This window comes from Paenibacillus gallinarum (assembly GCF_014836635.1).
Taxonomy (GTDB): Bacteria; Bacillota; Bacilli; order Paenibacillales; family Paenibacillaceae; genus Paenibacillus; species Paenibacillus gallinarum.
Map to the genome: position 1 here is coordinate 79,282 of NZ_JACSQL010000002.1, position 21,764 is coordinate 101,045.

Sequence of the window (21,764 nt, forward strand, 5' to 3'; positions counted from 1 at the left end):
TATGTAAGCATTGCTTCTTCATGAATGGCAGGGTAGACTTTAATCAAAAAGGATGAGGTGAATATTTCTTGAAGAGCGTCTTGATGAGGATAGGAATGATAATTGGCTTTTTTATCGTCATTATTGGAATCATGTTGTTACCGTACTTTAATGTAATTAATCCAGAAATCATCTATATATCTGAAAGCAAGGTATCAGAACAATCTATATCTTTAACAGGTGGAATTATAGATAGTGCCAGCCTGTACAAAGGTTACAAAGTAGATTACCGTGATCATGCCCTTTATGTACAGATCCAAGGAAATCTACTCAGCCTCCATAAATCCAGCGGTGACTTCCATCTCAACATCAAAAATAAATATAAAGATCTACATAAAATATATATTCAGGGATCAGATAAAACAAATCTTGAGTTAGTGTGGGAGAAGAGGTAGCTCCATTTTCAAGGTGAAAGAGTTTTTTTGAGAATGAGCATGTTTAATATATAGAAATAAAAATATAGAAGAAAGACCTTGCTGGGAACAGATCCTCAGTAAGGTCTTCTTGTATTTTATACTGATCAAGGCACATGAATCGCTTGGATATGGTCCGTGTGCATCATCAGGGATGTGCCTTCCGCCTCTACCAATTCGAGCAGATTACCTTCCACATTTTTTAGTAATCCGGCTCGGTACGGTTTAGCTCCAAGATTCAAAGTAACAAGTTGTCCTTTCAGTTTATGAAGCTGTTGATCTAGTGTTCGGGATAGCGATATAGCAGCAGGTTGTACAGGAAAGTGCTCGTGCCTCAGGGAGAATGGAGTAGTGTTTACCGGATAGGGGACGATATATTTTAGATGCTTTACAGAAATAAAAACCGAGTGGTGAAGGGGAGAGAAAAATACAAAGTAATCGTTCATAATCGCAGTGACGTATCCATGGATCGATTGATCGCCTAATGATATTTCACTAAAGATTCCTCTTGAGTTCATTAGTATTTTACGATAAGAAATTTTACTATGGTCAATGGCAGGATCAGGAGGCGTGTTGACGGACATATTACTTCTATGGGGAGCAAGTCTCATCTGCTGCAGATGATGAATCGGAATATAAATATAACGGTTATTTTCATAGACGACAAGAATATCATTTCCGATATCGATCATTTCTCCTTGAATCGGATTCTTACAACCGGAAAGTACGAACTCTGCTTGTTTACCTAACCAAGATGTAATCAGCTGCACGGTTTTCCTCCTCTCAAAACAAAATTAATGTCCAAATATACAGGGAGACTAGGCTGATGATTAGACCAATGGGTATCACAATAAACGTGACTTTCATATACTGTTTCCAAGAGATACGAATATGGTTAGTTTTTAATATATACATCCAGATCAGTGTTGCCAGGGTACCGATTGGTGTTAGCAGTGCTCCAATATCACTTCCTAAAATATTAGCAAGATAGGCTAGGTGAAGTTGATGGTCTGTTAGGCCGAGATCGGTAACTACAAAAGTTCCAATCATAACGGAAGGCAAATTATTTACTAGATTGGATAGAAGGGTAATTAAAATGCCGGATGATACAATCAAAGCAGCATCTCCCATTTCAGCAATCGGCTTTAATAGATCGATTAACGATTCAGTGATACCAGCTCGATGCAGGCTATCCACAATTACATAGATACTGAATGCAAACAATAAGATATGCCAAGGTGTCTGTGTAAACACATCTCGCAGTCCTTGACGAGTGCGGTAATATCTAACGGATAACAAGAGAACAACGCCAGTGATTGCAACGATCTCCATAGGGATACCTACGCTCTCGGCTAGAAAAAAACCTCCGCGAATGAAAACGACGATGCTGATGCAGACCCGGAATAACCACCAATCCACCTTTTCGCCTTCATCAGGTGGTGTCTGTAATGGATGATAGTTTGCAGAAGAGACCTGGTTAGGGAAATGATGAATCTTTTTAGGGATATTTTTGTGGAAGTAATAATAGAGTAATAACATAATACTTATAATGCCCAGCATGGAAGGGACAAACATCATGAGTGTGTATGTGTTTAAGTCGAGTCCCACCATTTTCAGAGCAATCAGATTTGCTAAATTACTTAACCCGATAGGAGCACTCGAAGCAGTTGCAATTAAAGCGCCTGAGAGTAGATAAGGAAGCTTTTGATGCAATTTCAAACGAAGTATAGAGCAGATGCGAATGATAATGGGGGTTGTGATCAATATACTGCCGTCATTGTTGAAAAATATGGTCATCAGGAAACAAAGTAAAATGATAAGCCAAAATAATGCAATACCGGACCCCTTTGCCTTATCGATCATGTTGATAGCAATCCAGCGAAAGAAACCGATACTATCTAGGATAATAGACATGACGATGGTCGATAGAATGGTTACGGCAGCCCCTGAGACGATACCGAAAATGTCAATAATGTGGGTATAACTGGTTACTCCAGTAAGGATAAGAAGAAGGGCGCCCAAAGAGGTTGGAATAGATTCATTCATTCCGCGTGGACGCCACATTAATAAGATCACAGTAGTGATGAATACACCAAAGGTCAGCCAAAGCTGATAATCAAGCATTCTATTGGGATTCACCTCCTAAGGGAAGAATTCCTTGTGTCAGCTGTATGGCTGTTTCTTCGGACGGCGGATATCTCTTAGGAAGAACAATGAAGTATAGAGGTACGCCAGTTAGAATGATTGCTATAAATATCAACATGATGATTCCCCCCTTTAGTTTGATTGAACTTATTTCTTTATCTTATTTTGCTGTTTTCTTTGCACTCCGATTTCCTTGGGCTTGAGTACCCCGGGATTGATTGCCTCTGGAGTTACTGTTTCTTGCTCCGGATTGGTTGCCTCTCGTTTGGTTGTCATTCGATTTGTTATCTTTAGATTTATTGTCATTCGACTTGTTGTCCTTGGATTGATTATCTTTAGATTGGTTATTATTTTCATGGTTTTCGTTATTGTGGCCGTGCACATGAACAGAGATTGTTTTAACATGATGAATGAAAACACGAACTATTTCATTGTTTTTCAAGATGATGATCAATCGATTATGAGTCACACTTACGAGGACCCCTTCTAATTTTTCAGGTCCACCCTGATTGATCTGCACGCGCTTAAGACGTAAAGATTTTAATACTCCATGAAAATCATTGGAATGGATAAGCTTCTGCTTCGGTCCTTTTTCACGGTGGGAATGTCCTGCTTCGGTTATACTTTTAACATGGGCTTCATTCACATAAATGAAGCCTTCTTTGTTACGAACAACCATATAGTCCGAACTTACCTTTACTAATGTTCCTTCAAATGATTCTGGTCCACCTCGGTTAATCTTTACTACTTTACCTAGTAAACCTCTCATACTTTGTCCCTTTTTATTCATTATTTATTTCCCCTTCCTCTTACTTAAAATTTGATAGATTAGAAGAATCAATTTCAGATTGTTCCCCTCCATTGGTCCTTCAAGTCTATCTGTAGTTTATTAATATGTGACTTGTAGCAAAAAGGGACTAGCCAAACATACATTTGACTTTGAATCTAGTTATTTATCTATGATTTACAGGTAGATCGTTTACTTTTTATCAGAATTCAATGAAGAAGATAAGAGAGGGAAGGTTAAAAGATTAGTATTTTCACCATGTTTAAGGCTATGACCGGCGGGAGCGGTTAATAGTCTTTTTTAGTTGGTCCAGCTTCAGGAGCAACTTCAATTTAATATATAGCCGAGATATAAACATTCAAGATATGGTTTACAATTACAGTTTTAGATGATAATCTAATTTTACAGATCAATGATCTGTAAAAACAGATTGATAAAGGGGAACTCATTTATGAATGAGGAAATGCTGAATATTTCCGTTCAACAATCAAAATTATTAAGCAGTGCACTGCGAGTAAAAATTATGAAGTATCTGCTCGATTCTCCGAAAACCTCAAAACAAGTCGCTGATCTTCTTGGTGAATCCGGCGGGAATATTCACTACCACATCAAAAAACTGTACGATGGCGGTCTGCTTGAAATTGTCGAGGAGAAAAAGAACGGGGGGGTTATCGAAAAATATTATCAATCCAAGTCGAAATGGTTTAACACGGAGGGAGCGGAGATCATTGATCCCGTACTCAGTGATCAATATGAGTCTGCAGACGCAAGCAAATTAAGCATCCGGTTGGAGTTAACTGGGGCGCAGAAAGAAGAAATGACGAGTGAATTTAGAGCCTTTCTGGAACGTTGGGTTGAGAAATCCACAGCCGAGAGGAACGAAGATAAACAAGAATTCAGTATTGGAGTCAAGATCATATCGACAGAGCCTAAGCAAGAGAAGAAAGGGTGAGTGAACCATCTATGAATCTGTTCTTGAATCGGAATTTTCTATTTATGTTCTTTGGAAGGCTCGTCACGAATGTAGGAGACTCCATCTATGCCGTAGCGGCAATGTGGCTGGTATCGGAGCTTGGCGGCTCTACTTTTTATACGGGGCTCGCTGGTTTCCTCTCGCTAATACCCAGGTTTATTCAATTCTTCAGCGGACCGATCATAGACCGGATATCGATACGGCATCTGCTCATCCATACTCAGCTCATACAAGCTTTTCTACTATTGATTATTCCTATAGCAAGTTATTTTGGACAGCTGAATGTTGTCCTTGTTCTTATCATTTCACCAATTATATCGATCTTCAACACACTCATATACCCCGCACAAATGTCATCGTTACCTTCATTCGTCAGTAAAAAAGATCTCACTAAAGCGAACTCCTATTTCACCTTTGCGGGTCAGGGGATTGATACCTTTTGTAATGCAGTATCCGGTGTACTCATCGTGATCATCGGAGCTGTCTCCATTTACTTACTGGATTCCGTCCTATTTATAATCAGTGCTATTTTATTCTCCTTCCTCCGAATTCCGAAACATAAGCAGCAACTCGAACAGAGTCAACCAGTTAAAAAGGAAAAAATATCAGTGATATTACAACGCTATAAAACAGAACTCTGGGAAGGAATCCACATTCTATTAGGTAAATCGTTCTCGAGACTTCTTTGGGGAATGATCCTTATTAACTTGGTCGGGGGAGCAACGTTTGTGGTTTTACCTGCGTTTAGTAAATTACATGGGGGCCCCGAATTGTATGGGCTTTTACTGATGGCGCAAGCGATGGGGAGTATGTTTGGAGCCTTGATCGCTCCTTTTTTGAAGTTAGAAAGAATCGGTATGGGTCTTATCTATGCCGTTGCGTTTTCTGCGAGCGGTATATTGTGGACCCTTAGTGTGCTCAGCCCAAATATCTGGATGATGATGATCATATACGGTTTGTCTTGGGTTCCCGGCGGAGTGACCAATATTCTGATCAATTCTTATATCCAAAAAGGAATTCCTCAGCATCTATTAGGCAGAGTATTCTCTGCATCCTACAGCCTCAGCGGTATTGCAGCGCCCATTGGATCGTTATGCGGAGGTATTCTAGGAGAAGTGTTTGGAAGTGAAGTGATTATTGGTTTAAGCGGACTGTCTGTGTTATCGATTGGTTTGTATTGGTTGTTAGATAAGACGACCCGGAAGCTCCCAAGCTCTGATCATGTTACGGATAAAGTATTCCAGGCATAAGCAAATTTGCATAGCTAATCTAAAAAAACACCCTAAAAGAATAGAGATTCTTCTATGAGTGTCCATTCTTTAGGGTGCTTTTTACCTTCAGGCATCTGCCTTATACGCTCTTACACAGGCTTCGCATACACAAGATTTGCCTCTTTGTTCGTCTGGAATTTGCGCAAGCAGTGCTTTGGGTACAGATAGACTCATGCACCAGCACTCCTCAGCAGGTCTTCCCGCAGCATAGGCACAGTGATTAGGTTTCCGGCATAAAGGGCATATCAGCGGATTATTCATGGAGCGTGTGTCCATATAGAACCTCTCTTACTGAATTATAATTTCATATAGTTTATCATATTTCTGCGGGATGCCGTAGAAGCTCTGTGTGACAGAACAGAATGGCGCAATTAAAATAAAGTTTCTACCTTACAGATCTTCCGGTCTTCTTTCGATGGTCAGTCCTGGCACATGTTTTTTGGACATTAATTTCCGTTTCTTACGGACGTCTTTCGACTCAAATACAATATCAAGATCATACTCTTCTGGATACAGCTCTTCTGCAGAGATTTGAAGTTGTAATCTTTTACGAGCGATCTGAATTCGTTTGCCTCTTACGAGCACGGTGCATTGACCTCTCGCATCCGTCTCTATAATAATTCCAGACTCCTTCATAAAAGGAATCGATACACGATCTCCCGTTTTTAACGGTTGTTTCTTCTGTTTCTCCTCGCGGCGATCATGCTGAACGGGGGAGGAGTCTTCCACCTCTATTACTGGTGAAGTCGCAGCAGATGCTGCTGAGAATGGGAAGGCAGTTGCGACCGGTTTAGCTGCAATTTCTTTTGACCGTTCAATGATGTGAGGCGGTATTCCAAGTTTCAGTGCAATTGCAAAAGCATAGCTCTGTCCCGCTTGCCCAATCGTTAGTTGATACAGGGGCTTAAGCGATTCTGTATCGAATTCCATCCGTGCATTTTCAAAACCGGGTGTACTGCCTGCAAAGTTTTTGATCTCGGTAAAATGAGTCGTGGCAACAACGACAGCCTTTCTTTTATGCAATTCTTCAAGCAGGGCAATCGATAGTCCGGTGCCTTCACCGGGATCTGTCCCAGAAGCCATTTCGTCAATCAGAACGAGAGTCGATGCACTCGCTATACTTAGAATATCAATCATGTTCTTAATGTGCGCAGAAAAAGTACTCAGTGCATGTTCAATGCTCTGCCCATCGCCTATATCCACTGCAATTTGTTCAAACATGCTAAGTTTACTTCCTTCGCCAGCGGGAATAAGCAGACCCGATTGTGCCATTAGCGTAAGCAGACCAATCGTTTTTAAACAAAGCGTTTTTCCGCCTGTATTGGGTCCTGTAATAATGAGAGATCGATAAGAATCACCAATATGGAAATCGAGCGGGACCATGTTTTTAACAAGAGGATGTCTTGCTTCACGTAAATGGATGCTCCCATCACTCGTTATTTCCACTGATCGTGCCTGTATGGATAGAGCATAACGCGCTTTTGCTAATAGAAAATCGTACAGACCCACCGTATAGGTATTCACTTGCAGTTCATACCTATAAGAGTCAGCAAGCTGGGTAAGTTCACTGAGAATTTTACTTTCTTCACGCTGTTCCTGTGCTCTGTACATATTCAGTTCCATTTGGAGCATCGAAATATCGGTGGGTTCAATAAATACAGTCTGGCCGCTTGCTGACTCGTCGATGATGGTACCTTTTAGCTGTTTGCGAAACTCTTTTTGAACAGGAAGGCAATAACGATCGCCCCTTTTTGCTACTAACTGATCTTGTAAAATGGAACGGTGCTTGTTTAATAAAGTGTCTAGTTTCTTTTTCAGCCGTTCTTCAGAAATTGCTGATTGTTTGCGGATTTTCGCCAGTTCCTTGCTAGCCTGATCCGTAATTCGTCCCAGATGAATACATCTTTCTATTTCCTCCCTAAGGGAATCCAAGGTATACATAGAATTCGCATAGGACGCCACGCTTGGGGCGATGTCTTGTTTGCTGATCATATATTTCTGGAGTTGCTGACAACTTCTTAAAAACTGCAACAGGTTCATAAAATCTTGTTCTGTAAACAGATATCCGGTGCCCAGCAGATTCATGATATTTTCCATCCCTGTTAGGGAGGGGAGTGGAATGCTGGAACTATAACGGATCAGCTCTAGAGCTTCTTCTGTTTCCGCCAGTTTCTGACGAATGATCTTCACATTCATGATCGGTTCAAGCTGCTCTATATGAGCCTCGCCAAGATAGGATACTGCATAACTTTTCAGTTGTTCTTTTACCGTTTCAAATTCAAGACGCTGTTTACTGCTCTTATTCATGTGATAAGCTCCTTTTCGTTTCCTAAAGTGTTGTGAAAAATAGAAAAAGGCAGAGCAATGAACGATTGCGTTCATTGCTCTGCCTTTTAAAGAGGGGAGATCTCAGATAGGTGGGGCGTACGATAAGTAGAAATGATCGCAGAAAGGAATGGTCTGCAGCCTTCATAAGCTTGTGGCTTACAGAGCATGCATAAATCCTTCGCCTAATCATTTCCGTTCATCTACGCGGCCTTTCTTGTTAACGGTACCCTCAAGATGTAATGGAGGTACAAAAAAACCGTGCTGAAAAACAGCACGGCCTTACGTTCACAAAAATATCCGAGGGTGACTACCCACTGGAGAGTTATGTTGTCCGCTGTTCTTAACTGATTTCACGAGGATGATCTAGTCGCCATAGCAGGGCATCAAAAAATAAACGTCGCTATAGGGACGAAAAAAAGAAATCCTCAGTATGAAATTTGATTAGTTAAGAACATACCCCGACATGAAATTCTCTCCTTTGAATAGAAGTTATAAACTATAATATGCGGCTACAGATGAAATGTCAAACCTTAGTTGCCCATGATAATATCTTGGTGTAAACTGGAAAAGATTCTAAAACTAAATCGTAGAACGGGAGCCTGCGGAAGCAAGCTGAGAGTACAACTAATCTGTTGTTGACCGGTGGAACCTGCCATGGATAATGCCAGCGTAGGGAGCGAACATGTATATTTACGCATGCATTCGCATGCGTTTTTTTGTGCATTCTGCAAAAAAATCATGATTCTTCTTATAATGTGGGTCTTATCCCATTCCTCAGTTATCTATCTTTTCACCGTCAAAGACATTAGATCAGACTCCCTTATCTCGAGAAAGAAAGGTCTGATGAAACATTGCTGAGTATAAAGAAACTTCCATCCCTCATTACCCGCATTCATGAAGAACAGCCTTTAATTCATAACATGACAAATACGGTAGTCACGAACTTCACGGCTAACGGTCTGCTTTCACTTGGCGCATCTCCGGTTATGGCCTATGCGGAGGAAGAAGTGGCTGATATGGTCCAAAATGCTCGTGCGCTGGTACTCAATATCGGTACATTAACGACGGAACTTTTAAACGCCATGATCGTGGCGGGCAAAGCTGCCAATGCTTATGGAGTCCCTGTATTACTTGATCCAGTAGGTACGGGAGCAACACCTTATCGTACGGATGCGGCCCTTCGCATTATCCGTGAGGTGAATGTAACGTTGATCCGAGGTAATGCAGGGGAGATCAGCCACCTGATTGGTGAATTCATGACCGTTAAAGGGGTGGACGCAGGTCAAACCGAGACACTTGAAAGAGCGCAATTAGCCATACGGGCTGCACATACGCTTGGAACCGCGGTCATTGTATCGGGGCCAGAAGATGTGATTACGGATGGAGAAGCGGGATATGTTGTGAAGTCGGGTCATCCTCTATTAACGCGTGTGACGGGAGCAGGGTGTTTGCTTACTTCCGTCATCGGAGCTTTTTTGGCTGTCGAACCTTCCACATTAGACGCAGGAACCGCAGGTCTTGGCTTTTACGGAGCCGCAGCGCTACAGGCAGCAGAGGACAAAGGACATGCGGGACCGGGTAGTTTTCAGATTGCTTTTCTAGATGAATTATCAAAACTTACTCCTTCTTCTTTTGAAGAATATGTAACGATCTTGGATATCCATTCTTTGTTCAGCAAGGAGGGGATCTAGGATGACCGTTGTAAAAGCATTAACCATTGCAGGATCAGACAGCGGAGGCGGAGCCGGTATTCAGGCTGACCTCAAGACTTTTCAGGAACTCGATACCTTTGGGATGTCGGCGATTAGTGCAGTCACTGCGCAAAATACTCTTGGGGTACAGGGAGTTCATCCCCTGCCTGCCCATTTCGTAGTAGAGCAGATGGATTCCGTATTTTCTGATTTGAGACCGGATGCCGTGAAGACAGGGATGCTGTTCAGCAGTGAAATCATTGAAGCGGTAGCCGAAAGAATTAGCAGGTACCATGTGGACAAGTTGGTCATAGATCCCGTGATGATTGCCAAAGGTGGAACCTCTCTGCTGAAGTCGGAAGCGGTGGAAGCTCTTATCTTGCATCTGCTTCCGCTTGCACTTGTCGTTACGCCGAACATTCCGGAAGCAGAGGTCATGACGAATATGGAGATTCGAACAGTTGCCGATCGGAAGAAAGCGGCGAGACGATTATACGATCTGGGTGCGGAAAATGTGGTCATCAAAGGCGGGCACGATGCGGTGAACGACATCATAACGGATATTTTATATGACGGTACATCTTTCACAGAGCTTTCGGGAAGACGAGTGGATACCGTTCATTCTCACGGGACGGGCTGTACGTTCGCAGCAGCACTTACGGCGCAATTGGCCAAGGGAACAGATATGAGAGAAGCAACATGGATCGCGAGAGAATTCGTGCAAGCTGCCCTTACCGATACGCTGGGTATTGGAAGCGGCCATGGTCCTACGAATCACTGGGCATACGCCAAACATAAAGGAGTGATTGTGTGACCCGAATTTCTAGCAGCCGTATGAAGGAATTACTCCAAGTGTATTTTGTGATGGGTAGTCAAAATTGCAAGAGATCGCCGGAGAGCACGTTAACTGAAGCGCTTAATGGCGGTATTACCCTGTTCCAGTTTCGGGAGAAGGGACCTGGATCGATTAGTGGAGCGAAACGGATGGAACTTGCTCTTCGCTTGCAGCAACTGTGCCAAGAACAAAGCGTTCCCTTCATCGTCAATGATGATGTGGATTTGGCGCTTGCGATCGGAGCGGACGGTGTGCATATTGGGCAAGATGATGAAAAAGCCTCTAAGGTAAGAGAACGAATCGGCGATATGATTCTTGGCGTTTCTGCTCATACGTTGGAAGAAGCCAGAATAGCACAAGAGCAAGGTGCTGATTACATCGGAGTCGGACCGATTTATCCCACGAGTTCCAAGGAGGATGCACATGCTGTGCAGGGACCAAAGATTATTGAGTCCATGAGGGCGCAAGACATGGATATCCCCATCGTAGGGATTGGGGGCATTACTTCGGTGGGTGCAGCTAGGGTGCTGAAGGCGGGAGCAGACGGAGTAGCGGTGATTTCGGCGATCAGCCTGGCAGATGATATTGCAGAGAGCGTTAAGCGGCTGCAACGTGTAAATATAAAATGAATTGAGAAGGATACCTGACATCAGTTGGGTATCCTTTTTTTTGAACAAAATCGAAATTCTGGTGCTGGTTTTCGTAATCCCCCCTTAAAACCTGACATAGAAATAACACTAATAAGTGCCTTAAGCACAAATTGGATGAGTCGATTTATGTAAATATCCAAAATGGCGTGAATTTTGTTTACATCAAAGGCTTTTCCCCATTACATTGTTCTTAACAGTAGTGAGAAAAGAGATGTTAACGGAAGTATTCAAGCATCTTACTTGTGAGTAATTTCCTCCCATTACACCAGTTGAAGAACTTTGATTTCGCAAGAAATGCAGCAGAACAATTTAAAATCATGGCTACATTTAGTTTTAATCAGGAGAATGGTCCAATTAAATTCTTACCAAGGGAGAGATGACATATGAGCAGTATCATTAGCACATCAGGGGTAACATCAGCTGTAAAAAAAAGATCCACTCCTCTCGTAGAAATGGAGGGAATCAGTAAAATTTATCAAACAGGCACCATTGCACTCCAAGATGTAAATCTCAGTATTCCCGAAGGGGAGTTTGTCAGTTTTGTAGGTCCGTCTGGCTGCGGTAAATCAACGATTTTTAGGCTGATTGCTGGTCTTGGAGATCCGACGTCAGGAACGATGCGGCTTATGGGAATGGACCCGTCAGAAGCGAGAAAGCAAAGTGATATTTCATTTGTCTTTCAGGATGCTACACTGCTCCCCTGGTGCAAAGTAATTGATAATGTCACCCTGCCGATGGAACTGCGCAAAATACCCAAGCAGGAGAGAATCGACAAGGCCATGCATGTACTGGAAATGGTCGGTCTTCAAGATTATGCCCATGCTTTGCCAAGGCAGCTATCCGGCGGGATGAAGATGCGGGTGTCTATTGCAAGAGCACTGGCATCTGAGCCGAAGCTGCTTTTAATGGATGAGCCTTTTGGAGCACTGGATGAAATGACAAGGCAGACCCTGCAAGATGAGCTACTTGGCATATGGCAAAAAGATAAAAAAATGACGGTATTGTTTGTTACACATAACGTATTTGAAGCCGTCTATTTGTCCACCTCTATCGTGGTGATGTCGGCTAGGCCCGGTAAGATTGCAGACACCATTCCCGTTCCTGTTCCGTTCCCGCGAAATGAGAATTTCCGTACTGCTTCCGAATTTAGTCAGCTTGTGGGTCAAGTTTCGGATGTACTGCACCACTAAGCAAGAGTTTACCCTGAAAAATTTGATTAAAGGCCCTAAGAAAGAAAGGACGTGCGCGACATGGCAATGAATCAACCGAAGCTTACATATGAGAAAAGCGGTCAGAACGGAAATGTAAAACCCCCCTCTGCTACCGAGATGTTGGCAATTCCTCCAGCTCAGAAGAATCATGAATTCTTAGAAAAATTCATTCCCCCAGCCATTGCTTTTGTTGTTGTAGTTGCGCTGTGGGAAATGGTGACCCGAATGCTAGGATATGCTCCTTACCTGTTGCCAAAGCCTTCTGATATTGTACTTGCTGCTGCAGAGAACTGGAGTAATCTGTTGACCTCTGTACTTACAACAGTGTATGAATCGGTACTCGGTTTTTTACTAAGTATCGTGATCGGGGTAGCTGGAGCGGTACTGCTCGCCAGTTCCAAAATCATTGAAAAAGCGGTGTATCCTTATGCAATCGTCCTACAGACGATTCCGGTCGTTGCGATTGCACCGATTATTGTCATCTGGTTTGGTGCGGGGGTTAACTCCATTGTTATTATCGCTTTTCTAATCGGATTCTTCCCGATGATTTCAAACACGCTGATTGGTCTGAACTCTACCGAAGGCAACATGCAAAATCTGTTCAAACTTTACAATGCTTCACGCTGGCAAGTGATGTGGAGACTTCGTCTGCCTGCTGCACTGCCTTACATTATTGCTGGACTTAAAATATCTTGTACGCTTTCCGTTGTCGGCGCTATTGTCGGTGAATACATTGCGGGTATTGGCGGAGGTCAAGGTGGACTTGGTTATGCGATTACTGTAGCTTCATCGAGACTTCAAACGCCTTATCTTTTTGCTTGCGGACTCTCTGCTTCTGTCCTTGGAATTACCTTTTTCTTGCTAGTTAGTGCATTTTCAAAATGGGCACTCAGCTCTTGGCATGAATCAGAAATGAAGTCAGAGAACTAGGATTTCATATAATAAGGGAGAAGTAGTTGCCCATACCCCAGCGGTAGAGACTGTGTTCATCCATGAATCTATCACCGGGCGCTAGACAATTCCCATATACTAGAGATGACAAAAACTGCCCGAATCCGCCACTAACAAGGCGTTACCGGGCAGTTTTTTATCTATAGACAGGATGGAAATGTGCTGAATGGAGTCTTCATATTCCATTTAAAACATAGATAGGAGCCTTTTTTTTGACCCTGGGAAAAATAGCCGACAACCTTTGCTGATATCGACATATACTACATGGTGTAAGCGTTTTCCGTGCTTGTTCAAGTCCGATGTATCGTAATATTCTCTGTTCATTTAGTTATAGTTTCTCTATGAAATGGCATTACTGATAGTAACGGAATGAACGAGCATTATAGCGTAGGCTAATTACCTTGCTGTCGGTACACATGATACAGTTCGAAAACGTATTTGTGGTGTAACCCACAAACCTACTAATACGAGAGCAGGGTCCGTAAACAATGATCTTACAATAACGGGCGGTGAGTTGTATGCAGGATTTACACTATAAAAATAATGATTTGGGTCTGACGTATTCGAGCAATAGCTGCAGGTTTAAGGTGTGGGCTCCTACGGCAAGTCAAGTAGAGGTTGTTCTCTACGAGGATGCCGGGGAATATGATCAGTATGGTATGGTGCATAACCATGAGGGCGGACTCACTTTTCTCATGAACTCAGGGAAACAAGGGACTTGGTCTCTGGAACTGGAAGGAAATTATAGCGGGAAGTATTACATGTACCGGGTTTCTTTTTCAGATGGAACAGTAAATTATGCCGTGGACCCATATGCAAAAGCAGTGGCTGCAGGGGGAGCGCGTACCGCTATTATAGATATGAAGAAAACGAATCCCGAAGATTGGGAAGATGATGTACGGCCTCCGCAGATCAGGCCAACGGATGCGATTATTTATGAACTGCATGTAAGAGATTTTTCGATTGATGAAGACACCTTCTTTCAGCAGAAAGGTCTGTATCGTGCTTTTACAGAGGAAGGCCTGACCGATCAAGATGGCAACCTGGTCGGTATCGATCATCTGGTTGAACTAGGGATTACACATGTACATCTCATGCCTGTATTTGATTTTAAAACGGTGAATGAGCTGACCGTTCATGACCCATCCATAGCGGATGGAAAATATAACTGGGGATATGATCCGCAAAACTTTAATGTTCCGGAAGGGTCGTATGCGAGTGACCCAACAGATCCAGCTGCACGGATTATGGAGTTTAAGCAAATGGTTCAGGCGCTGCATCGAAAAGGAATCCGCGTCATCATGGACGTGGTGTATAACCACACATTTGGCGTTGATGATGGACCATTTGAAGGGATTGTACCAGGGTATTTCTACCGTACGAACAGCGAGGGGTATCTTACGAACGGTTCAGGTGTGGGGAACGAAATTGCCACAGAACGGCCTATGGTACGGAAATTTATTAAAGATTCCGTGCGTTATTGGGCAGAAGAGTATCATATCGATGGTTTTCGGTTTGATCTTATGGGTCTGATTGATGTGTGGACGATGACGGAAATCACGAATATGCTGCAGCAAGAGATAGATCGTACGATCCTTGTCTATGGGGAGCCGTGGACGGGTGGAGATTCACCGCTATGGGATAAAACCTTAAAAGGTGCACAAAGAGGCAAAGGGTTTGCTGTTTTTAATGATAACTACCGATCTGCTGTAAAAGGAGACAACGATGGTTACGCCAGTGGCTTTGCTACAGGCTGGTGGGGGGTTGAAGGTGCTGTCCTAAAGGGAGTTCAAGGAGCCATTCATGATTTCACCTACCATCCTTCGGAAACGATTAATTACGTAACGGCTCACGATAATCTTAACTTGTGGGACAAAATTGTCACTTCCCAAGGTATGCGGCATGCGCTCTCCTTTCCCGAGTGGCATAATGGATCGCCCTCTGGAGGATATACGGCTCAAGATGCTGTTAAATCGGCGGATCCGTACCGATTTATAGAGCCTGACAGTATGCTCAGTAATGACACAGTACGACGCTCGCTTCTTGCGAATGGAATCATGATCACCTCCCAAGGGATTCCGTTCCTTCATGCGGGAGATGAGATGCTTCGATCCAAATACGGTGACCATAACAGTTATCGCAGCGGGGATGCTGTAAATGCAATGCGCTGGAGCAATAAGGCGAGGTTTCGTCCTGTATTTAACTATTACTGCGGACTTCTTCGTCTGCGTAAAGAGCATACAGCATTTAAGATGGAGCACCGAGAACAAGTGGAACGTCATTTAAAGGTTCTCAGCTGTGGGCATGGAATACTGGCTTATCTTTTAGAAGGAACAGAGGTTAAGGACTCCTGGAACCGGATTTTGATTATTTATAATGGAAAAGAACAGGAGAGTAATGTGGATTTACCTCAGGACAGCGCCTGGAATGTTGTCGTTAATGACCATGCTGCTGGAGTGGAGGTGCTAGAGATTGTCCAAGGGAGTGTGACTGTTCCGCGGCTATCTATGATGGTTCTCTACGACAAGGAAAGCGGAGTGGAACCTCAGATTCTTACATCCATGGATATCCGGTCTCCTAAAAAAGCTATACAAATTGAAGAAGAAATGAAGCTTGAGGTCGTGTTTAAAGATCAGCATGACAAAATTATAGAAGGACTGCAGCCGCAGTGGATATCTTCGGATCATGAGAAGCTTATCGTTCGTCAAACAGGAAAAATAATAGGAGCGGCTCTAGGTGAAGGAATCATTACCGCTGTGTGCGGAAAAGTTCAAGCTTCTATCCGTATCATCGTAGATGATCTGATACCTGCCCGCATTGAAGTTGCGGGAGAACCAATGATGTATGCGACCCAAAACTATCGTTTACAAACAACCGTGTGGGATCAGTACAATCAAGTCCTTCCCGGCCAAACTGTCCAGCTTGCTACGACAACACCCAGAATTGTATCTATAGATCATACAGGGAAGCTTCTAGCCATTCGTCCTGGTAAAGGAGTGGTTACGGCGCAGTGTGGTTCACTTACAGCGGAATGGAATATACAGATTCATCCCTTTTTTATCCGGACGGTTGAGATTGAGTATGAAAGGCCTGACCATCATTATGATGGGTGGAACGTTTGGGTATGGGGTACCGGAATGCATGATGGGAAGATCCCATTCCATCCTACTTCAGATGGGCGCGTGGTTGCGCAGGTCAAGGTTGCTCCAGGTATGAAACGTATTGGATATATCATTCGGCTGAATGAATGGGAAAGGCGAGAAGGTGATCGTGATTTGTTCATTGAACTTCCTTCGACTCCAGGAAACGAACGCATTAAGGTCAAAGTGAAGAGCGGTACACGGGAAGTTGTGGTAGCCGTAGGGGGAAGACTAATGAAGCTGCATGGTTTAAGCAGTGCATAATTGTGGTGAAGGGGCTGCCTATTCGGCAGTCCTTTTTCTTTTTTTGTTGAGGACATCTAATCTATTATTTTAAAAAATATTCAAGAAAGCGTTAGGTATACTCATAATTGGGTAATGTAAATTATGACCCAAGCGGCCAAATTATGAAACCACGGATCTTTGAAGGAGGATGTTTTACAATGAAATCCAACGGAAAAACAGCCCAACTCACTGCTGAGCAAAGAATAGAGAACAAGGGCGCAGCACTTGCAACTCTCAGAAAAAGTGGACGAGTTCCTGGCGTCGTATATGGTCCATCGTTTGATAGTATTTCCATTCATGTAGACGAGAAAGACGTAAATCGTTTAGCTCGTACTGGACGTTCTGAATTATTTGAACTCCAATTGAAAGACGGCAAAAAAGTACCGGTTCTCATTAAAGATATGCAAAAGAAAAATGATCAACTGATTCATGTTGACTTTATTCAAATTTCTAAAAATAAATCCATTCAGGTAACCATTCCGATTGAGTTTCAAGGTACGGCAAAAGGGACCAAAACAGGCGGCGTTCTGCAGACACAGGAGACAGAAGTGATTGTAGAAGGGTTGCCAGATGCCCTTCCAGCCTCCATTGAAACAGATATTTCGGGCATGGACGTCGGGGATAAATTATCCGCATCTGATCTGAAGTTGCCGGAAGGGGTTACTTTAGTTTCTTCTGAAGATATGTTGATTGCTTCTGTAACTGTGCTTAGAGCCGCAGAAACGAATACAGGAGAAGACACAGATGCTTCTGAAGAGTCAGCTGAGGGTTCGACTGAAGAATAATACGCAAAGTGGTAATCAAATAAAAAGCAAAAAAGCTCGGCCCTTAGGGTCGAGCTTTTTTCTGTGTTCACCGTAAGAAGAATGGGGAAAAGGTGATTATTTTGCATAATTATGAAGGGTGAATCGGACTGGGAACTCAATTTCCCTGTTTCAGTGAAAAATAACAAGGGGAAGATTAAGGACACAATAGTGACTTTAGGACCAATTTATTAAATTAAAATATCTCATATAGTTCAAAAGTTTTAGTTAATAGTGTAAAAGAACGAATATACGATACCGATATAGTAAGTATTACATGTTGATCGTGTTGAAGATGAAGGAGGAAGAACAATGCATAAAAAGATTTACGCAGCTATTATAGGCATGAAATATTATCCGAGTTCTTTAAAAGTAAAAGTGGGTGATCCCGTATTCCTTGTAAAAGATCCTGACAATCTGTCTGATCCTGAAGCGATCCGGGTCGTTTTACCTTCTCATGGACAAGTGGGTTATATTGCGAATAATTCAACTTCGGTTCCCCGAGGATGCCGCAGTGCTGGCCGGATCTATGATTCCTTTCGGCAACAGACCCTAGGGGTAGTGCAGTTTATTTTTCATGATATCGCCATTATTGAACTGAAGGAAGTAGCGACTAAACCGGGAGCGGAAGAGAAGGAAGTGTTTATTATGTACCGCACTCCATCGGAACAACTCTGATAGCGGGCAGGTACATGGGAGTCAAAGCAAGCTCCTATAAGCGGATTCCAGTTTTTGAGCAGTTACTTGCCAAGCATATCTTTCTAGTACGGTTGTTCTTCCGTTATTCCCCATCAAGCTCGAGAGTTCCGTTGATTGAGCTAGATGGGAGAGATGAGAAGTAAAACTTTTTGCTTGTTTATAATTGGTTACTAAGAAACCATTATAACCATCAGTAATAATCTCTTTCATCCCTCCATTATTGGAGGCGATCACGGGGATCCCGCAAGACAAGGCTTCTATATTGACGAGCCCAAAGGCCTCGTGTTTTTGAGAGGGACATACCATACAAGAAGCTAGCGGGTATAGCGTATGAATTTGCTCATGCGGTATTTCACCAAGAAAAGTAACGGAAACGTGCAGTTTTCGTGCGAGCTTTCTTAAGGTGTTCCTGTAAGTTCTATTTTTTGTTTTTCCCGCTATGATTAGATGGGTTTTTGATTTGATGGCCGGATTCAAATGGTGAATTGCACGAATGAGTGTAGAAATCCCTTTCTGGGGAATAAGTCTTCCTACATAAAGGATATGAAATCGATCTACCGGGAGCCCATAGTGCTCATAGTAAACACGCTTTTCGGCATCATGTAACGGTTTGAAGCGATAATGATCAACGCCGAGAGCAATATGAATGAGTTTTGTTGCCTGTATAGGAAAGCGATAGAGGACAGCTCGTTTTAGCGACTTACTATTGGTTACGATAAGGTCAGCCTTTTGAAGGGAAGAAGTCATAAGGCGATTCTGCGGGATAAAGGTTAGCGAATGGAGGAAAAGGACGACTGGAATGGAAGGGAACGCCTCTTTTATTCTCGACATGGATCTGGGGCGATTATCCACTTGGATGATATCGACAGGATGTTCCAGCTGAGCGATGGTCTTAATCACCGTTTTACTGTATTCAGAGGGGAGTTTTGCGTTTACTCGTTTAATTCGTAGCTGTGGGTTCCACCACGTTTCTTCGGTTAGATGGGAGAATAGAGGGCTGATTACCGTAACTTGATGGTGATGTGATAACTGTTCAGCAATGGCAAGAATACAAATTTCAACAGAACCGCTTCCTGGCAAAGGAAATTGCTCCGGGCTGACGATGAGGATATGCACCCTGTATTCATCCTCCTTGTCTATCCTGGTTTTAATAATATATGCGTCACTTCGTAAGGAAGACAGCCTAATATAAAAAGCGACCCGTATCGTCAGAAAAAGAACTGTCGATCGGATCGCTATTCATTATTTTACTCTGAAACGGTAATAGCTTGCGGGATCTTTACATCCGGATTCACATCCGCTTCATAATCAACGCCATCCATTTCAAATCCGAATAATTGGAAGAATTCTTTACGATACCCTTCAAGATCAGAAAGTTCATTGATATTATCTGTAGAAATCTCATCCCAGATACGGCGAACTTCTTCTTGAACATCCTCTTGAAGCTCCCAGTCATCAATTCGAATACGGCCTTTTTCATCCACTGCCGTGCCTTCAGCATGATACAAACGATCTGCGAATAAACGATACATTTGTTCAATCGTTCCCTCATGCAGTCCTTTTTCTTTCATTACTTTATAAAGAGCAGACACATACAGCGGAACGACAGGAATTGCAGAACTCGATTGGGTTACAAGTGCTTTGCTTACTGCTACATAAGCGCGGCCGCCTGTTTCTCCAAGTGTTTCGTTTAAGGTATGGGCCGTTGCCTCAAGATGATCCTTCGCTTGTCCGATCGAACCTTCGCGATAGATCGCTTGTGTAATGTCAGAACCGATATAGGAGTAAGCAATGGTCACTGCGTTCTCTGCAAGTACGCCGCCTTCTTTAAGAGCATGAATCCATAGCTGCCAGTCATCTCCGCCCATAACGGTAACCGTATGCTGAACTTCTTCCTCCGTTGCGGGATCAATCGTGATCGGCGTTACTTCACCGGTATGGAAGTTGACTGTTTTATTGGTGTATGGCTCACCGATTGGCTTAAGCACCGAGTTAACCATCTCACCCGTAGCAGGATCTTGACGTCTAGGAGCTGCTACACTGTATACGACAAGATCTACTTGTCCCAGTTTTTCACGAATAACATCTACCGTTTTTTGCTTCGTTTCTTCCGTAAAAGCATCGCCTGTCACACTATAAGAGATAAGTCCTGCTTCTTCCGCAGCCGCTTCAAAAGCGGCAGAGTTATACCAGCCTGCAGATGCTGTGCGTTTTTCACTTCCTGCGCTTGGGCGATACACGCCAATCGTATTCGCACCTGCGCCAAACGCGGCTACGATCCGGGATGATAATCCATATCCGGTAGACGCTCCAATAACGAGGACGTTTTTAGGACCTTTAACTGCCGGTTTTGATTTTACATATTCCATTTGCTGTTCTACGTGACGCGCACAACCCACCGGATGGGAAGTTGTACAGATGAATCCGCGTGTTCTCGGTTTTATAATCATGTAATGGATAGGCCTCGCTTTCGCTTCTAATCTTCAGTTATATTCACACATTCATACCCTATTGTAACAATTTTTCACGATAGTGAGAAACCCAATATGATTACGCAATTAAATGAAGGACACTCCTATTTAGAAATATCGATAAATCCTTCGCCAAATACATCCCGAACATCATGAATAGTGACGAATGCATTTACATCTTCCGCTTTCACAATTTTTTTCAAGGTCGATACTTCTTGTTTATTGATTACGATATACAGCACATCTTTTGTTGTCCCCGTGTAATATCCATATCCCCGCAAGACAGTGACGCCGCGATCCATAATGTCGGTTACTTGCTTAGCAATTCGATCGTGATGAGGAGAGATGATGGTTACTGCTTTTTTCGGGTTCAAACCTTCGATAATAAATTCCATCGCTTTCGTGCCGATGTAGAGAATGAGAACCGTGAACATCGTTTTTTCGATCCCAATAACAAAAACGGAAAATCCGGCTACAATGAGATCAAAGAAAAGTAAGCCATAGCTGATATTCCAGTCCCAGTACTTATTGGCAAGCCGGGCGAGAATGGTCGTTCCTGCTGTGGTTCCCCCGACTCTGATAATGAGTCCGATACCGACTCCAGCGAATAAACCGGCGAATATCGCATTGATAACTGGTTCATCCGATGCAATATACCAATGCTCGGTGAGATGCAGGAACAAGGCGTTAAATGCGACTACAATGATCGTATAAACCGTAGTTGTTTTGTCGAGCAGTCGATATCCAATAATCAGCAAGATGCTGTTTGCAACCAAACTTACAATAGCAGGGGACCATTCAAATAAATAAAATAGAATAATAGAGATCCCTGTAACGCCGCCTTCTCCGAAGTCATTAGGAATAATAAATAAATTGACGGCAAGTGCAAAAATGAAGGCTCCAACGATGAGCATAACCATGTCATACATTCTTTTTTTCATGTGTGTATTCCTCCGTTTGTCGTTTACTCACAAAAAAAGCGACTAAAGGAAAGGATATCCTTTAATCGCTTTGTGCAAACCTAAATTGCGCAGCTCTTTTAATAGACTCATTATAATGAATTAGATTCAGC

Annotated in this window: 20 protein-coding genes; 11 read left to right on the forward strand and 9 right to left on the reverse strand. The window is 43.0% G+C overall.

Going from position 1 to position 21,764, the window contains the following annotated elements; translation table 11 throughout:
• The first annotated feature begins 95 nt into the window (after window positions 1-95).
• Window positions 96-434: a hypothetical protein gene (locus H9647_RS05325; protein WP_191798739.1), complete on the forward strand. Its 339-nt coding sequence runs from the start codon at window positions 96-98 to the stop codon at window positions 432-434.
• A 125-nt stretch (window positions 435-559) separates the two neighbouring features.
• Here the strand turns inward: H9647_RS05325 and H9647_RS05330 are convergent, their stop codons facing one another.
• Genes H9647_RS05330 through H9647_RS05345 form a run of 4 tightly spaced genes read right to left on the reverse strand, consistent with a single transcriptional unit; the run spans window position 560 to window position 3,387 of the window.
• Window positions 560-1,222, reverse strand: a complete 663-nt coding sequence (locus H9647_RS05330) for a DUF2642 domain-containing protein (protein ID WP_191798740.1) — start codon at window positions 1,220-1,222, stop codon at window positions 560-562.
• A gap of 13 nt (window positions 1,223-1,235) precedes the next feature.
• A complete protein-coding gene (locus tag H9647_RS05335; protein WP_191798741.1) occupies window positions 1,236-2,576 on the reverse strand; it encodes an arsenic transporter in 1,341 nt (446 codons plus the stop codon).
• 1 nt (window position 2,577) lies between these two features.
• The gene (locus tag H9647_RS05340) at window positions 2,578-2,715 is read right to left on the reverse strand and encodes a hypothetical protein (protein ID WP_191798742.1); all 138 of its coding nucleotides are present in this window, start codon (window positions 2,713-2,715) and stop codon (window positions 2,578-2,580) included.
• A 42-nt stretch (window positions 2,716-2,757) separates the two neighbouring features.
• A complete protein-coding gene (locus tag H9647_RS05345) occupies window positions 2,758-3,387 on the reverse strand; it encodes a hypothetical protein (RefSeq protein ID WP_191798743.1) in 630 nt (209 codons plus the stop codon).
• A 448-nt stretch (window positions 3,388-3,835) separates the two neighbouring features.
• On the opposite strand from H9647_RS05345, the gene H9647_RS05350 reads away from it, so the two are divergent.
• Both H9647_RS05350 and H9647_RS05355 read left to right on the forward strand, forming a co-directional pair.
• Window positions 3,836-4,336: an ArsR/SmtB family transcription factor gene (locus H9647_RS05350; protein ID WP_191798744.1), complete on the forward strand. Its 501-nt coding sequence runs from the start codon at window positions 3,836-3,838 to the stop codon at window positions 4,334-4,336.
• Window positions 4,333-5,607, forward strand: coding sequence for an MFS transporter (locus tag H9647_RS05355; protein WP_318245267.1), 1,275 nt, complete (start codon window positions 4,333-4,335; stop codon window positions 5,605-5,607). Before H9647_RS05350 ends, H9647_RS05355 begins: the two co-directional genes overlap by 4 nt.
• A gap of 87 nt (window positions 5,608-5,694) precedes the next feature.
• Here the strand turns inward: H9647_RS05355 and H9647_RS05360 are convergent, their stop codons facing one another.
• Window positions 5,695-5,904 (reverse strand): cysteine-rich CWC family protein, encoded by a 210-nt coding sequence (locus H9647_RS05360; protein ID WP_225229107.1) that lies wholly within the window; start codon window positions 5,902-5,904, stop codon window positions 5,695-5,697.
• A gap of 114 nt (window positions 5,905-6,018) precedes the next feature.
• Window positions 6,019-7,935 (reverse strand): endonuclease MutS2, encoded by a 1,917-nt coding sequence (locus H9647_RS05365; protein WP_191798745.1) that lies wholly within the window; start codon window positions 7,933-7,935, stop codon window positions 6,019-6,021.
• Between the two features lie 872 nt (window positions 7,936-8,807).
• On the opposite strand from H9647_RS05365, the gene thiM reads away from it, so the two are divergent.
• The 8 genes from thiM (at window position 8,808) to H9647_RS05405 (ending at window position 18,200) form a co-directional block, all read left to right on the forward strand.
• Window positions 8,808-9,647, forward strand: a complete 840-nt coding sequence (gene thiM / locus H9647_RS05370) for a hydroxyethylthiazole kinase (protein ID WP_404822585.1) — start codon at window positions 8,808-8,810, stop codon at window positions 9,645-9,647.
• A 1-nt stretch (window position 9,648) separates the two neighbouring features.
• Window positions 9,649-10,461 (forward strand): bifunctional hydroxymethylpyrimidine kinase/phosphomethylpyrimidine kinase, encoded by an 813-nt coding sequence (gene thiD, locus H9647_RS05375; RefSeq protein ID WP_191798746.1) that lies wholly within the window; start codon window positions 9,649-9,651, stop codon window positions 10,459-10,461.
• Complete coding sequence (gene thiE / locus H9647_RS05380; protein ID WP_191798747.1) at window positions 10,458-11,111, forward strand: thiamine phosphate synthase; 654 nt, start codon at window positions 10,458-10,460, stop codon at window positions 11,109-11,111. The genes thiD and thiE overlap by 4 nt, the downstream gene beginning before the upstream one ends.
• Before the next feature lie 404 nt (window positions 11,112-11,515).
• A complete protein-coding gene (locus tag H9647_RS05385) occupies window positions 11,516-12,322 on the forward strand; it encodes an ABC transporter ATP-binding protein (RefSeq protein ID WP_191798748.1) in 807 nt (268 codons plus the stop codon).
• 138 nt (window positions 12,323-12,460) lie between these two features.
• Window positions 12,461-13,273, forward strand: coding sequence for an ABC transporter permease (locus H9647_RS05390; RefSeq protein WP_191799424.1), 813 nt, complete (start codon window positions 12,461-12,463; stop codon window positions 13,271-13,273).
• Between the two features lie 539 nt (window positions 13,274-13,812).
• Entirely contained in the window at window positions 13,813-16,698 is a 2,886-nt protein-coding gene (gene pulA / locus H9647_RS05395) for a type I pullulanase (protein ID WP_191798749.1), read from the forward strand.
• Window positions 16,699-16,877: 179 nt separating this feature from the next.
• A complete protein-coding gene (locus H9647_RS05400; protein ID WP_191798750.1) occupies window positions 16,878-17,504 on the forward strand; it encodes a 50S ribosomal protein L25 in 627 nt (208 codons plus the stop codon).
• A 330-nt stretch (window positions 17,505-17,834) separates the two neighbouring features.
• Window positions 17,835-18,200, forward strand: a complete 366-nt coding sequence (locus H9647_RS05405) for an HIRAN domain-containing protein (protein WP_191798751.1) — start codon at window positions 17,835-17,837, stop codon at window positions 18,198-18,200.
• A 21-nt stretch (window positions 18,201-18,221) separates the two neighbouring features.
• Here the strand turns inward: H9647_RS05405 and H9647_RS05410 are convergent, their stop codons facing one another.
• The 3 genes from H9647_RS05410 to H9647_RS05420 all read right to left on the reverse strand — a co-directional run bounded on the left by H9647_RS05410 (window position 18,222) and on the right by H9647_RS05420 (window position 21,633).
• Window positions 18,222-19,337 (reverse strand): glycosyltransferase family 4 protein, encoded by a 1,116-nt coding sequence (locus H9647_RS05410; RefSeq protein WP_191798752.1) that lies wholly within the window; start codon window positions 19,335-19,337, stop codon window positions 18,222-18,224.
• A gap of 131 nt (window positions 19,338-19,468) precedes the next feature.
• Window positions 19,469-20,671, reverse strand: a complete 1,203-nt coding sequence (gene fabV / locus H9647_RS05415; RefSeq protein ID WP_191798753.1) for an enoyl-ACP reductase FabV — start codon at window positions 20,669-20,671, stop codon at window positions 19,469-19,471.
• Between the two features lie 125 nt (window positions 20,672-20,796).
• Window positions 20,797-21,633 carry a YitT family protein gene (locus H9647_RS05420; protein ID WP_191798754.1) on the reverse strand — a complete coding sequence of 279 codons (837 nt, stop codon included), beginning with the start codon at window positions 21,631-21,633 and terminating at the stop codon, window positions 20,797-20,799.
• Between the last annotated feature and the right edge of the window lie 131 nt (window positions 21,634-21,764).